Below are 14,354 nucleotides of genomic sequence, written 5' to 3'. Positions count from 1 at the left end.
TCCTTTTGTTCAGGGGTCATAGCCGCTCCTCCTACGAATGCAGTTCACACTTCTGTTGACGCTCTACCTATTATCCTCTCTTGATAGTAGTTTTACAAAACCGGGATGCTCCCGAAGGTAATTGGAAATGATTCAACTTTTAGTGGGATGGATGCAGAGAACCTTTTTCAAGCAGGTGGAGCAAATAACACCCGCTCAGCTAACACCTGCTGAAAAGGGTTATCATTTCGAGCATGAAGAACTGAAGCGACTGATGAAGAGGTTATGTAGGTATGAAACAGTTGAGTTTATGGATCTCTCTGGTATACCACTCAGTCCTGAAACAATAGACCAGCGCTTTGGTCGGGATGGAGGAATTGATTGCGTGATTCGTATTGTGGCTCCCACTGAAGCAGGAGCGCGTAATGTAGCTGGACGTATAAGAAATATTCTTATCAAAGGAGATTACTAATGGCTACCTACGACATCAACTTAGAGATTAAACACCGTCGTATAACCCGTCCAATTTTGGATCAAATTGTGGGAACCCATATACGAAAGGGTGGAGAGGAGCTAATTATTCGATGCCTCAGTGCAACCAAAACTGTTTACCAAGCAGTTGAAGAATATAAAGCTAAAAACATCAGAATAACTATAGTTGCTAGAGACACTACTCCTTACGAATCATGAGTTATCATGTCCTTTTTGCATCCAAGTTGGAACGGGAAGGAACTCAAGTCTTCCACGATCCTGAAGCATTTGAGGATGACGCTGTTATCATATCCGTTCCAGAAGTCACTGAGCTGCTCAAGGATTTTATTAAAGAACTAGAACCAGTTGCCATAGTTGAAAAAGACACACCAAGCAATGCTCGACCTACGAAAGCAGTCAAGGTTGCCAGCAAAAGTGCCGATCTATCTGACGATAATGCATCTTCTAAAGAGAAAGCAGGTAAACCTTTTGGTTCTTTGAGACAAGTGGCAGCTGAAGCTTATATCTGTAAAGTTAAAGCCCTTGACAAATCTTTGCTTGAGCGCCTGTGTTCTAAAATTGCAGCTTATGTTACTACAGCGTTATCAAAAATTTCTGGGGAAAACTTTCTCTCAAGTGAACTTAATACACACTTTGCCGGTCTCAGAGAAGTTACTGAGTTACGAAACTATCTAATTAGATTCATAGAAAATCGAACGAACAAAAAGATGTTTCGAGAAGGTTATGTATACATCATGAAGGTATAGAAGCTATATGGTAGGCACTGCCCGCCAGGTTTACTGACAAGCAATGCTACATTCTCACCCTACTTATCATCCCGGACTGGCAACGGTGTCTCCAGAATTTCCATCAGTAATTCTAGCCGCGAAGGACGAGACAAAAGCGGGATAAGATTTGGGAGCGAGTAGTAGTCACCCGCAAAGGTGAAAGTATCTACTTGCGCGTGTCTTTCCTGCAATCTGCGTTCCATCCAGTCATAGGGATAACCTACTTTGATGATGAGGACGCTTGGCTCTACTTTCAGGTCGCGCTTGTAAGCTTCATAAGTTTCCACAAAGTGGGGCGCTTTGTTTTCCCCTTCGTCTGTAACTAGGATGATTTGCTCCACACGTTGCTTTCTCAGGCGCATCGCTTCCAACGCGCAACCGATGCTGGTAGCACCGCTGGCTTTGATGTGCTGGAAGGCACGTTCCCAGTCGCTTAACTGCTTCCCCGCAGCCTTGATGGGGTATGGCATGGTGTCAAAGGCGTAGACGAACAAATCTGCCGCAGCAATGCCGGAAATTAGAGCGGCGATGCGCTTACCAACTTCGATAGCATTTTCCATTGAGCTAGATTTATCGACTAACAGAGCGGTTGGCTGGGAAATTTTGCTGCGCTTGTTTACCTGTTCGTCCATGACGCGCTCTAACTTAGCGGCTGTATCTGCGTCTAGGTTGGCGACATCTGCCGCAACTCGCCCTTTTAAGGCAGCTACTCGCCCATCAGTTTGCGCTTTCTCCAGTTTCTCGTCGATGAGTGCTTTTACCTGGGGGTTTTCCATCGCACCGCGAGTTTGGAGTGACTTGAGGTTGTTAATTACCTCTTGGGGTGTCATAGAGTTAATCAGCGCTACTAGCACTGTGGGTGTCATCTGTTTGATGGCTCCCACTGCAACTGTGTAGGGGATTTTGTGTTCTACAATCAGTTGCGCTTGCTCTAAGGGTGAGGATGCGATCGCCATTAGTTTCAGCGCAAACGCTAAACTATCTTCTGGCGGGTTGTCTTTGAACAACACCGCATCAGCGCGATCGCTAGGGCGTATATGCAAGCTAGCATAAAGATGCTTCATCGCCTGACGCGCTCGTAGTGCCGCACGGTCAAAGAACGCAGGATTTTTTTCCCGTTCCTTCAAATAGCGTCGCACAGCAGTACGAGTAGAACGCGGCAATTTACCCCGATACTGCTTCAAAAAGTCTACAATCCGCGCTACCTGATAAGGCGGAAACTCTTGCAACAGCACAAACCCTGCATCCCGGTGTTCGGTCAACTTGCTGGTGAGTAAATTGCCAACAAATACCTCTTTGTGGTCACGGACATCACCTTGGCGTTGATACCATACTGCTAAATGTCCATAAAAAATCGGGTCGCTTACCACCATTGAGGAGTGAACTTCAGCTACTTTCTCTAACTCCCGGTGGGGTGTCGTGAGCAGACTATTTAGCATATCTAAACGCACGTCGCGCTCTGTTGCTTGCACAGGAATCACCTCTATATAAGTCACCCCGTACAAGTTGAGAAAGCTCTTGGCTACTTTGTAAATAAGTATGTAAGCTTTCTCGGTTTGGATACGGGGTGAACGCTTGAAGAATTGGAAATTATATGCTCCGCGCAAGTCGGCAAAGCCGTTTCACTTTCTCTGATGCTCTACCACTGAGCTACATCTCCAATTGGAGATAATGGGATTTGAACCCATGACAACCAGAACCCTATGTGTGTATGCTTCACTCGTTAGGGCGCAAAGCGGTAAATTATAAGCTGCGAATTAGCTGATGTCGCTTTTATGCGGCTACTCGCAGCACAGTTCAAATTAAACTACTTTTTTATACTACATAAATACTACAACATCGTCAAGGGACTGGAAAAAATAATTTTCGCTCTCGTCGGCAAAAAAAGTCCCAAGTCAGAATATATATATAGACAGGCGGTAAAATACAAATTCCCTGGCTTTGCCAGAACTCCTTCAGGGGAATAGTATGCTTGATTTCTGTCGCCGCCCAGTTGCCGTCGATTTATTTGCTGGTGCGGGGGGATTTTCACTGGGAATTGAGCAGGCTGGGTTTGATGTGGCGGTGGCGGTTGAGGTTGACCCGATTCACGCCGCAACTCATGCTTATAACTTTCCCCACACCAAAGTTTTGTGTGCAGACGCGAGGAAGTTATCAGGTAAGGCAATTAAAGAAGCGGCGATACAAGCTGGTGGGGAGATTGACTTAGTAATCGGGGGGCCACCTTGCCAAGGTTTCTCTTTGATGGGGAAGCGGTGTCTGGAAGATGAGCGCAACGACTTGGTATTTGAGTTCTGTAGATTAGTAGTAGAACTGCAACCCCGCTATTTTGTCATGGAGAATGTACCGGGGATTGCTCAGAAGGAACACGCGATTTATCTGGATTTGATTAATAGTGAGTTGGAAGCCGCGGGATACTACATCACGCAACCTGTGAAGGTGTTAAAAACGGCAGAGTTTGGAGTACCGCAGAATCGGAAACGTTTGATTTTATTGGGTTCTCGTGCTGGAGAACGCCAGCTAGAGTATCCTAAACCCCTAATTCCTAATCCCCAATCTCTATTTACCACAGTCAGGGATGCGATCGCAGACTTGCCCAACCTGGATGACTTTCCCGAACTCCTGACAAGCGATGAAGTCTTGCTGGAACGGCGACAGCTAAAAAAAATGCGCTCCCTAGCCAGCCTCTATGCACTCCAGCTAATGGAAGCTTCCCCCGACCTGAATAATTTTGCCTATCCTCGGCTAAATTGTGAGAATCTGTTGACGGGATCTCTGCGAACTCAGCACTCTACTACCTCAATTGAGCGTTTCCAGAAAACTCAACCTGGTGAGTTGGAATCTGTAAGCAGATTTAGACGCTTGCATTGGGATAAACTTTCACATACTTTAAGAGCTGGAACTGGCTCTGGAGGCGGTCGCTACACCTCTCCCCGTCCGATTCATCCGGATTACCACAGAGTTATTTCTGTACGTGAAGCGGCGAGATTGCATTCTTTTCCAGACTGGTTTCGCTTCCACACAACAAAATGGCACGGGTTCCGACAAATTGGGAACTCCGTGCCACCATTGTTGGCAAGGGCTGTGGGTCGTCAAGTTATTGCCTCGCTGGGCATTATCCCACCCAAGCCAAAAGAGCCTATAGAATTAGGGAACACTAAACTACTCCGGTTTAATCCGTGGGAAGCTACTCGGTATTGGTCAGTCGGTAGTCAGGGAATTGCCAAGTTGGAAAGCTGAAACGTTTTCAGGTTCTAACAACGCCTCTAACTTACCCTTTGGGCTACAAACTTTCAAAGACCAATCAATCCAACCAGCTAAACTTACATATTTGCTTTCGGCTTATTTGCCTCATTTTTTACTTCAGATAGAACATTGTATCCTTCTGGCCCTGGAGGATTTGTAGCTTCAGCAACGCCTTCTGTAGGGCCGCCGACTGCTTTCCATCCAGGAAAACCGCCTTTGAGTTCAGACACGCACTGGAACCCAGCAGAGCGCATTTGGGAAGCTGCTTGAGCGGTTTGCTCGTCAGATTCGCCATAGACATAAATATCGCGAGTGGGCTGAAGACTTGTTTTGGCGCGGTCTACCAATTCCTCTAGGGGCATAGGCATGGCTCCCATGATGTGACCGTTGTTAAAAGTATCGCGATCGCGCACATCTAAAATTGTTAGAGCAGGTTCGCCCCATTCCAAACGGGCTTTCAGGTCGCTTACGCTCGATTGGGGTTTCAGTCCCGGTGGGGTGGGCGTAATATCTGGTATGGCATCTTTTGCTTTTAAAAGGGTTTCTTCAACCTTGTTGGAAGCACTTTCCACACTATCTGCAACTTTTTTTGAAGCATCTTCAATTTTATTTTGAATATTGTCCATGAGAAAATTTAACCAATGACATCAATAGAAATGTAATAGGAAGTTAACTTTTTATTTATCCTTCTCCAGAAAGAAGGTTAAAATAATCTTTCTTTAGACAGAGTTGGCTATTAATTTCTCCGTTGTTGTAACCTACCAAATCTTTAGTTTTGTTAATCTTGCCTGACGCATTTGGTCTATATTTTTACGAATTGTAACAGTTTGGGGATAATGTGTTCCAAGGATGGGATCGCTCAGTTCTTAAACTTGCAGATACAGCGGTTTCCCTTGGGTGTAGTCTCGTTGAGAAAGGTAGAGATTTGCTAGATTATCCAGACTGGAGGCTAATTCTATTTTTAAACGGATCGGTCTTGCCTGAGTAGAGAAGACGACAAAAGGCAGGAAAAAATCTAAATTTCTCTAAGCTGCGCGAAATGATTCTAATAACTCGCTAGACATCGCGCTATGCTGTATTGGGTGCTAACTACTTACGTCATGGCGCATTCCCAAGTTGTCCGGTGTCTGTTATTCAACCTTTACCCACAGAAGTAGTCCATTTGATAGCAGCTGGAGAGGTAATTGACTCTCTGGCGGCTGTAGTGCGGGAACTGGTGGAAAATTCTTTAGATGCTGGTGCAACGCGCATCAGTGTTTCCCTGTCACCGGAACAGTGGCGAGTACGGGTGGCAGACAATGGCTGCGGCATGAACTTGGTAGACTTGAAACAAGCGGCAGCTGCCCATAGTACCAGTAAAATCCGCGACTGCGAAGACCTCTGGAAGATTACCAGTCTGGGGTTTCGCGGGGAAGCGTTGCACAGTTTGGCAGCTTTGGCAGAATTGGAGATTTACAGCCGTTGTGCGGGAAGCACTGAAGGTTGGCGAGTGGTTTATAACTCGCAGGGGGAAGCGGTGCAGGTGGAGACAGTTGCGATCGCTCCCGGTACAGTTGTCACCGTAGCAAATCTGTTTGGCAACTGGTTGGCGCGTCGTCAGGCAATGCCAACACAAACACAACAGCTAAGAATAGTACAAGCTACAATTCAACAAATCGCCATTTGTCATCCCTACGTCACCTGGCAAATACAACAAAGCGATCGCCCTTGGTTCACTCTCAGCCCAGGAACCAGCGCAAAACATATTCTGCCCCAAATTCTCCGAGAAGTGCGTTTGAACGACTTACAGCAACTCTCGGTTGAAGTTCCTAGTCACCCAGAAAGTAGTGCGGAGGGGGAGAAAACCAATCCCCAATCCCCAATCCCCAATCCCCAATCTAAAATTGACTTGGTGCTAGGATTGCCAGACAGATGCCATCGCCGTCGTCCAGACTGGGTGCGGGTGGGGATGAATGGACGCTTGGTGAAATCCCAGGAACTAGAGCAAACTATATTGGGGGCGTTGGTGCGAATTGTGCCACGCGATCGCTACCCGATTTGTTTTCTCCATCTCCAGATTTGTGCCAGTCAAATTGACTGGAACCGTCACCCCGCCAAGTCAGAAATTTATTTACACCAGCTTTCTTACTGGCAAGATCAGGTGAAATTGATAATTGAGCAAGCCTTACGCCTCAACGTCGAGACAATTCCTGAAAAAACTCTCACGCAACGGGTGGGAAAATTGCTCAAAGCGTCGGAAGCGCATAGTAGCTACAATGCAAGCCGTTCCATTCAACCGACACCAACCCAAGCTAGTGAAATAGGGTTATTGCCACTAAAAGCCGTTGCCCAAATTCACAACACCTATATTGTGGCAGAGCATCCGGCTGGGGTGTGGTTGGTAGAGCAGCACATCGCCCACGAACGGGTTTTATACGAGCAATTGTGCCAAACTTGGCAACTCGTACCCCTAGAACTACCAGCGATTTTAAATCAACTTTCACCCGCTCAGATCGATCAACTTGAACGCATCGGTTTAGATGTAGAACCTTTTGGCGAACAACTTTGGGCGGTACGCACCGCACCCGCACCCTTGCGATCGCGCTCAGATTGTGCAGATGCTCTCTTGGAACTCAGTCTGGGAGGGGATTTGGAAGCTGCACAAGTGAGCATTGCCTGCCGTAGTGCTATCCGCAACGGTACAACTCTCAGCTTGCTTGAGATGCAAACCCTGTTAGAACAATGGCAGCAAACACGCCATCCTCGCACCTGTCCCCACGGGCGACCAATTTATTTATCACTAAATGAATCAGCCCTCGCTCGTTTCTTCCGCCGTCATTGGGTAATTGGCAAAAGTCACGGTATTTAAAAGCTTTAACTGTTAGCTTCTACCTCCTCATTATTCTCTACTTTCTTGATTTTCCGCTCATACCAGTTCATCAAAGGAGTTGCGCTAATCCCATGTAGAAGTACAGAAATCACGATAACAATGTAAGTAATCCAGGCGATTTGTTCGCCCAATTTGTCTTTTAATCCTTCGCCAAAGGCATAGGAAAGATAATACAAAGAGCCGACACCGCGAATGCCAAACCACCCAAATAGCGAGCTGGTTGCAGGGCCAAAGTTACGACCGAGCAGGCTAATCCAAATTCCCAAAGGACGAATTGCAAATAATAACAATAGTGCTACTAAGATTCCTTGACCCGCGTACTCGCGCATCGGTGCATATCTTAGTATTGTCCCCAATATCAAAATTGTTGCTACCTCCAGCAGTTTTTCAATTTGCTCGGTAAATTCAAATCGAGATTTTTGCTTTTCTGAATCTTCGTAAGTGCGCTGAACCACCACTCCAGCAACAAAAACCGCGAGAAAGCCATAACCGTTAACAACTTCTGTGAAGGAATAGGTCAGCAAAATTGTACTCAGCGCCACGAAATCTTCCATCAAGTTATCGACAGGGCGGAATTTTTGCAGTCGCTTGTCAATCCAGCCAACGCTTTTTGCTACAACAATTCCCATCACGATGGCGGCGGCGATCGCCCAAAGTAAATCAACAACTACCCACTCTTTAAACCAGTTTTCCCAGTTGTTATCTTTTAAGGAGTGAATGCCGAAATAAACAAAGGGAAAAGCTAAGGCATCATTCAACCCACCTTCAGAAGTCAAACCAAAGCGCAACTCATCCCGATCGTCCATATTTTCCATCTGGACTTCTGAGGCTAATACTGGATCGGTGGGGGCGAGAATTCCTCCCAATAAAATAGCGGGCCCCCAGGCCATTCCTAACAGCCAATGACCGACCGCAGCGATCGCAAAAATTGAAATCGGCATCAGCAAACCAATTAGCCGCGCCGTGATATTCCAAGACCACAAATTCAGCGGACGATTCATCTTCAGCCCGCAGCTAAATACTGAGACAATCACCACAAATTCCGCCAGTCGTTCCAGAAACTCGGCATCTGGTCGGATCTGAACCAACTTAGTCCCGTATGGCCCCAACAAAATACCTACAATCAGGTAAATGATGGCATAAGAGAGAGGTAAACGGGCAATCCAGCCCGAACCCAACGTCACCATAAGCAGGAGTAGACCAATAACCAGCAGGTCAAGAATATATATATCTACAGGAGGGAAGAGCGCTTGGAGCATACAGTTAGCGATCGCACGATTGGCAACAAACATCTGAGCTTACTGCGAAGTCTCCCCGCTCTAAATCATCCTGTGTGATTATTTGTTATCCAGGTTGTGTATACCGTTGTACTTATGCCAACTTAGTATTTTTACAAACTATTATGATGCCTCCTAGTCCGACGACTCCAAAAATACTACCGATGCTCCAGTGGCTGGCAAGCCCGATGACATTTATGGATGCTTGCGCCGCACGTTACGGGGATATTTTCACCTTGCCATTAGGCGCGAAATTTTCCCCAGGGGTGTTCACAAGCAATCCCCAAGCGCTTCAAGAGATTTTGACAGATTCAAAGCATTTTGAAGCCCCAGGTGAGACTAACCAGCTTCTCCAGCCTTTTCTAGGAGATCGTTCCGTGATTACGGTAAGTGGTACGCGCCACCAGCGTTAGCGCCAGCTGTTAATGCCTCCCTTTCATGGGGAACCGATGCGAACCTACGGACAGGTGATGGGCAATGTCACAAAGCAAGTAATTAACCAGTGGAAAATTGGTCAACTGTTCTGCGTCCGTTCATCCACGCAAGCGATCGCTATGCGGGTGATTTTGAAGGCAGTGTTTGGTATAAATGAAGGATCACGCTCCCGTCAGCTAGAGCAACTCCTTAGCGCCATGCTAGATGACATGAGTTCTCCCCTTAGTGTCGCTTTTCTTTATTTTACGGCTCTGCAAAAGGATTTAGGTGCCTGGAGTCCGTGGGGAAAGTTTGTGCGCCGCAGACAGCAAGTTGACAAACTCATCTACGATCAGATTCAGGAACATCGAGCGCACCCTGACCCATCTCGCACAGATATTCTCACCTTGCTAATGTCTGCTCGTGACGAAGCGGGGGAGGCGATGACGGATGTGGAGTTACGCGATGAATTGATGACCTTGTTAGTGGTAGGTCACGAAACTACAGCAACTGCCTTGGCTTGGGCGTTGTACTGGATTCACAAGCTGCCATCCGTCCGCCAGAAGCTACTACAGGAAATCGATAGCCTTGGTGATGACCCAGACCCCAGCGCTATTTTTAAACTGCCCTATCTCAACGCTGTCTGCTGTGATCTGCGAATTTACCCGGTTGGGATGCTGCTCTTCCCACGGGTGGTGAAAGCAGCGCGAACTCTTATGGGTTACGAACTCGATCCGGGTACAGTGATAGTCGGTTCTATTTATCTGACGCACCGCCGCGAGGATTTATACCCGGAACCAGAGCAGTTTAAGCCAGAACGCTTTCTGGAACGTCAATTTTCACCTTATGAATATCTGCCCTTTGGCGGAGGCAGTCGGCGCTGTATTGGTTTAGCCTTTGCCCAGTTTGAAATGAAAGTGGTACTCGCCGAGATGCTTTCACGCTTTGATCTGGCACTGGCAGATCATCGTGAGGTGAAACCTGTACGCCGTGGTTTAGTTTCAGCTCCCGGTGGCAGTGTGCGGATGATGGTCACGGGCGAAGGTCGCCATTCTCCAACGCCCCAATTAACTTCTAGTAGCGTATAAGCTTGTGAAAGCAATTTGTATTTGAGCAAAAAAGAGCGATCGCTATCCATAAATGCACTCACGATACTTGTAGTTATAGTCGTCGGGTGTGCAATGCAGTTTTCTCGGAAACGTTGCGGATTTATCCCGTAGCGATGCTGGCTCTGGCTCAAAGTGTAAAATCGCCCCTTAGCTTAATTGGCGATCAGTTTGATGTGGATACATGGCTTTCTCCCTGTATTTATCTTTTCCCCCATCGGGAAGATATATACGCATAACCGAAGCGTTTCAAACTAGAGGGTTTTCTAAAAAGACAATTTTCTCCTAATAAATATTTGCCTTTGGGTCGCAGCAACCACTGCTGTATTAACATGGCATTTGCCATCTTGGAAATAAAACTGATTCTCGTTACAATTGGGTCGCTTTATCAATTGGCTCTTAGGGATAGTCCAGTAAAGCCTCTACCCTGTGGTGTGGCCTTAGCGCCCCTAGCCAGTATGCTAATGGTTGTGACTTCCAAACGTTATGACAAATCCCCAACTTTTCATAATGGCGCTACTTCTGCATAAACTACAGCGCGATCGCATCCGCTTTTCAACCCTCTGTTGTAGAGACGGCGATTTACCTCAAGTCTTCTACTGACTTTTCCCTAGCCAAACTTGAAATTGCGCCTTGCTCCCGATCTAAGTTTTGGCTAAAGTTTTACCGTAACTTTGCAAATTCTTTGTATCTTCTTCATTTTTCCCCCTAGTCAAGCACAGTATGTTTAATGTAGGAGTAACAGGTAAAGGGTGATGTGGATAATTAATGCAGTTTTAATTTTTGTAGTGATAGCTTTTATAAGTTTGTTTTGGGGAAAATTTGCTGATGAAGTAATTAGGGCTATGAGTTTCTTATTTTCAGGATTCCAATCAATATTAATTGTAATTTTCCAATTGTTACGTCATGCCCTAACCGGAGCAATAATTGGAGCAGTAGGCGGTATAATTTTTTCTGCAATATTTCATATTTCTGGCGCTCCAATGAAGGTGGTATGGCAAGTTGCTGTTGCAGTAGCATCAGGCTCTTTTTCAGTGTGGATGATCAAAGCTTTGGTAGAAGAGTGGAGTAACTTGTATTGGAGTATTCGGAATGCCAGACGCAACACCTATCGCCAGCGGCGATAGAAGCTGCTTGCACTCATCGCTTCTGGCGTTTCTAAAGATAAGCAATTTAAGCTAAGATTGGAGATCGCCAACTTCCTGTTTGTATTATGAGAATTGCCCAAATTGCTCCACTGTGGGAACGAGTACCACCCTTTCGCTATGGAGGAATTGAGCTAATTGTCAGTTTATTGACAGATGAATTAGTTCAACGCGGTCATGAAGTCACATTATTTGCCTCTGGAGATTCCCTCACAACTGCTCAGCTTAAATCAGTGCATGAGCAGGCGCTGCGGTTAGATCCCAAAATTAAGGAGCATGGACTTTATGAGCAAATGATACTTTCTCAGGTCTATCAACAGGCGCATCACTTTGATATTATTCATTCCCACGTCGGTTGTGCAGCCCTACCTTATACTGCTTTTGTAACAACACCAACCGTACACACTACCCACGGCATCTTTACGCCGGATAACGAGAAAATATTCCGGCAATTTAGATGGCAGCCTTATATCAGCATCAGCGAAGCGCAGCGAGAACCCAAACTAGGTTTAAATTACATCCACACGGTCTACAACGGCATTGACCCAGATGTCTATTCCTTCCAAGAAAAGCCTTCTCAACCAACTTATCTAGCCTTTGTTGGTCGCCTCTCACCGGAAAAAGGGCCAGAAGGAGCGATTAAAATTGCGCGTGCCATCGGCTTACCTCTGAAAATGGCTGGCAAAATTGATGTAGTCGATAGGGAATATTATAAGGAAATTCTAGAACCGCTGATTGACGGCGAACAAATCCAGTATTTAGGGGAAGTGTCCCACGAGGAAAAGGTGCAGCTGCTGCGAGGCGCTACAGTGACGCTATTCCCGATTACTTGGCGGGAACCATTTGGCTTAGTGATGATTGAATCGATGGCAACTGGTACGCCTGTGATTGGTATAGCAATGGGTTCGGTGCCAGAAGTCATCGCGCATGGTAAGACTGGGTTTGTCTGCCACTCCATAGAAGACATGATTGCAGCGATTCCAGAGGCGATGAAGTTAAATCGGCAGGCTTGTCGAGACTACGTTTTAAGCCGTTTTAGCGTTCAAAAAATGGTTGACGAGTACGAAAAAACTTACCAGATGGCACTGCTGGGGAATGGCTGATAAAATTATGGATTGCACAAATTTCCCCAGTGTGGGAACGAGTTCGATCGTAGGATTAGGGTGGTATTGAGTTAATAGTTAGCTATCTGGCAGATGAGTTGGTGCGTCGAGGTCATGATGTCACCTTATTTGCCTGTAGAGATTCTCAAACTTTGGCTCAGTTAGAGCCAGTTTACCCGGTAGTGCGCTTAGCTCCATACAAAGCTGCTTATCAACAAGTCCTCGCTTGAAGTGATAACTTCTCGTTCCCAGGCCCAGCATGGGAATGCTACAATACGTGGCTCTGCCTCCGGGTATACTGCTAACTCATCAGCAATTTCTTTACACTCTCCTTAACACTTCTAGCACTCTTTTTCTTCAAAATATTTAAGATGAGGCAGAACCTCTAAATGTGTCTTTCCAACTGGAAACCCTACAATTTTGATGATAACGCCTTGCTCTTAGGCTCTATATAGTCATCAAAGCCAATTAACTTTAAATGCTTTGAACCATCCTTACCAATCAGTTCTTTTGCTAATAAGTAACCAGCACAAGTCCAAGTTTGATTTCTTCTAGCTTCTCTGCCAATTAAATGTCCAGTATGCCCATCGTAGTATTCTGGCCATTCATCTTTTTGCAAACGTTTTCCAGCAAGTTCAATGGCTGAACTTGCAAAGTTTAAATATTCCTTTTCGCCAACTTTTTGAGCTGCTGCTGCCCACATCCACATCAAAACAGGCCAGCTGCCACCATTATGATAAGACCAAGGACTATTTTTTGGATCGCAGCCCGTGACAATTTTCCACTCTTGACCGTCTATAGCTGCATAACAGATTTTAAAGGGCATCTGTCCAAGAAGCTCTTTTTTGCGTTCTTTGATCAGCTTCATAATTTTTTCAGACATATCCTTGGTGGCTAGAGAAGATACAATTGCCATCAAGTTGCCTAGAGAAAAGAAACGGAAATCCATTTGCGAAGGGCCGATATTACCAATTAGATAACCGCCATCTTCTGGTATCCAATCATCTAAATTAGCATAGGGAATGGAGTTAGCATATATATTGTACTTATTGATAGCTGTTTCTCCATATTCCTCAACATTGTACTGATAGGTTTTATTCAATTCTTCCATATCCATCCAATATTCATCCCGCATATGGTTAGCGAGATCGATTAATCGTTTCTTGATTTCTGGAATAAGTTCTTTATTGCTGTGATTTTTCCGATCTAGTAGCTCATCAGCAGCACGCAAGGCAGCATAAAATAGCACTTGGATTTCTAAAGGATAACCATAGATACCCATCCGACGGTCAATCATACAAGCGCCATCGGGTACTAAGATAGTGGGTTCTCGATCGAAGCGATCGCTAAAGCAAAGTTCCAAAATTAACCTGATGCCTTCTTGGAAGTCAATTCGATGGACTAAAGCAGTCTTTCCGGTTGCTTTCCAATACGCTCGCAACAGGATAATCCACCAGAGGCTAGAATCAACAGGCGTGACTCTAGCGATCGCGTGTTGACCAAAATCAGGTTCCAGCTTTTCTTTCCCCTGCTTTTTAATAATTTTGAAGCTTGCAGGCATCAAAACTCGCCCGGTGTTTAAAAAAGTGCTTGACCTTTCTTGCTGATGCAGTTCTAATGTTACTTCAAGAAAGTTTTTGACAATTTCTTTACCCTTAATTAACTCTAATTTTCCATTAATAGTAATTTCAAAGTCACCTTTTATAAGAAACAGAAGTGCTACAGGAATAAAATCCCGAATAAAAACTTGATCATAATTGAGCATTTCCTTACTAACTTTGGTACGCTCATTTTCTTTGCGATTTTTTTTAGCAGTATAGGCGGCTGGGGTGCCAACTAAACTTCCTTTATAGGAAATTAGCGACTCAACAAGTATCCTCATTGCTTCTATTTCCAGTGCATTTTCTTCCATAGGACGCAAACCTCTGCAATTTTCATATCAACTATAGCAAGATG

At 45.5% G+C, this 14,354-nt stretch carries 12 protein-coding genes and 2 pseudogenes; 10 read left to right on the top strand and 4 right to left on the bottom strand.

From position 1 onward, the window contains the following. Positions 1–127 precede the first annotated feature (127 nt). Genes H6F63_RS01820 through H6F63_RS01810 form a run of 3 tightly spaced genes read left to right on the top strand, consistent with a single transcriptional unit; the run spans position 128 to position 1,217 of the window. Positions 128–451 (top strand): hypothetical protein, encoded by a 324-nt coding sequence (locus H6F63_RS01820; protein ID WP_190634373.1) that lies wholly within the window; start codon positions 128–130, stop codon positions 449–451. Continuing rightward, positions 451–669 carry a hypothetical protein gene (locus H6F63_RS01815; protein WP_190634371.1) on the top strand — a complete coding sequence of 73 codons (219 nt, stop codon included), beginning with the start codon at positions 451–453 and terminating at the stop codon, positions 667–669. The genes H6F63_RS01820 and H6F63_RS01815 overlap by 1 nt, the downstream gene beginning before the upstream one ends. Continuing rightward, complete coding sequence (locus H6F63_RS01810) at positions 666–1,217, top strand: hypothetical protein (RefSeq protein ID WP_190634369.1); 552 nt, start codon at positions 666–668, stop codon at positions 1,215–1,217. Before H6F63_RS01815 ends, H6F63_RS01810 begins: the two co-directional genes overlap by 4 nt. A gap of 59 nt (positions 1,218–1,276) precedes the next feature. Here H6F63_RS01810 and H6F63_RS01805 read toward each other — a convergent pair whose 3' ends face one another. Further along, positions 1,277–2,710 carry a hypothetical protein gene (locus tag H6F63_RS01805; protein WP_190634367.1) on the bottom strand — a complete coding sequence of 478 codons (1,434 nt, stop codon included), beginning with the start codon at positions 2,708–2,710 and terminating at the stop codon, positions 1,277–1,279. Between the two features lie 496 nt (positions 2,711–3,206). Between H6F63_RS01805 and H6F63_RS01800 the strand changes: the two genes are divergently transcribed. Beyond that, complete coding sequence (locus H6F63_RS01800; protein ID WP_190634365.1) at positions 3,207–4,478, top strand: DNA cytosine methyltransferase; 1,272 nt, start codon at positions 3,207–3,209, stop codon at positions 4,476–4,478. 83 nt (positions 4,479–4,561) lie between these two features. Here H6F63_RS01800 and H6F63_RS01795 read toward each other — a convergent pair whose 3' ends face one another. Then, positions 4,562–5,110, bottom strand: coding sequence for a rhodanese-like domain-containing protein (locus H6F63_RS01795; RefSeq protein WP_190634363.1), 549 nt, complete (start codon positions 5,108–5,110; stop codon positions 4,562–4,564). Positions 5,111–5,607: 497 nt separating this feature from the next. On the opposite strand from H6F63_RS01795, the gene mutL reads away from it, so the two are divergent. Beyond that, positions 5,608–7,332, top strand: coding sequence for a DNA mismatch repair endonuclease MutL (gene mutL, locus H6F63_RS01790; RefSeq protein ID WP_190634361.1), 1,725 nt, complete (start codon positions 5,608–5,610; stop codon positions 7,330–7,332). Positions 7,333–7,337: 5 nt separating this feature from the next. Here mutL and H6F63_RS01785 read toward each other — a convergent pair whose 3' ends face one another. Continuing rightward, positions 7,338–8,645: a sodium:proton antiporter gene (locus H6F63_RS01785; RefSeq protein WP_242019464.1), complete on the bottom strand. Its 1,308-nt coding sequence runs from the start codon at positions 8,643–8,645 to the stop codon at positions 7,338–7,340. Positions 8,646–8,752: 107 nt separating this feature from the next. Between H6F63_RS01785 and H6F63_RS01780 the strand changes: the two are divergent. The 5 genes and pseudogenes from H6F63_RS01780 to H6F63_RS30345 form a co-directional block, all read left to right on the top strand. Continuing rightward, a pseudogene (locus tag H6F63_RS01780) lies at positions 8,753–10,132 on the top strand (cytochrome P450). A gap of 86 nt (positions 10,133–10,218) precedes the next feature. Next, positions 10,219–10,389: a hypothetical protein gene (locus H6F63_RS01775; protein ID WP_347276755.1), complete on the top strand. Its 171-nt coding sequence runs from the start codon at positions 10,219–10,221 to the stop codon at positions 10,387–10,389. A 516-nt stretch (positions 10,390–10,905) separates the two neighbouring features. Then, a complete protein-coding gene (locus H6F63_RS01770) occupies positions 10,906–11,277 on the top strand; it encodes a hypothetical protein (RefSeq protein WP_190437361.1) in 372 nt (123 codons plus the stop codon). 86 nt (positions 11,278–11,363) lie between these two features. Beyond that, positions 11,364–12,398, top strand: a complete 1,035-nt coding sequence (locus tag H6F63_RS01765) for a glycosyltransferase family 4 protein (RefSeq protein ID WP_190634359.1) — start codon at positions 11,364–11,366, stop codon at positions 12,396–12,398. 65 nt (positions 12,399–12,463) lie between these two features. Next, a pseudogene (locus H6F63_RS30345) lies at positions 12,464–12,595 on the top strand (glycosyltransferase family 4 protein); the annotation flags it as partial. A 215-nt stretch (positions 12,596–12,810) separates the two neighbouring features. Here H6F63_RS30345 and H6F63_RS01760 read toward each other — a convergent pair. Beyond that, positions 12,811–14,310 (bottom strand): glycoside hydrolase 100 family protein, encoded by a 1,500-nt coding sequence (locus tag H6F63_RS01760; RefSeq protein ID WP_190634357.1) that lies wholly within the window; start codon positions 14,308–14,310, stop codon positions 12,811–12,813. Between the last annotated feature and the right edge of the window lie 44 nt (positions 14,311–14,354).

It is taken from the genome of Trichocoleus sp. FACHB-40 (genome assembly GCF_014695915.1).
In the GTDB taxonomy this organism is placed as follows: domain Bacteria; phylum Cyanobacteriota; class Cyanobacteriia; order Cyanobacteriales; family FACHB-T130; genus Funiculus; species Funiculus sociatus.
This window is presented reverse-complemented; position numbering and strand designations above follow the sequence as displayed.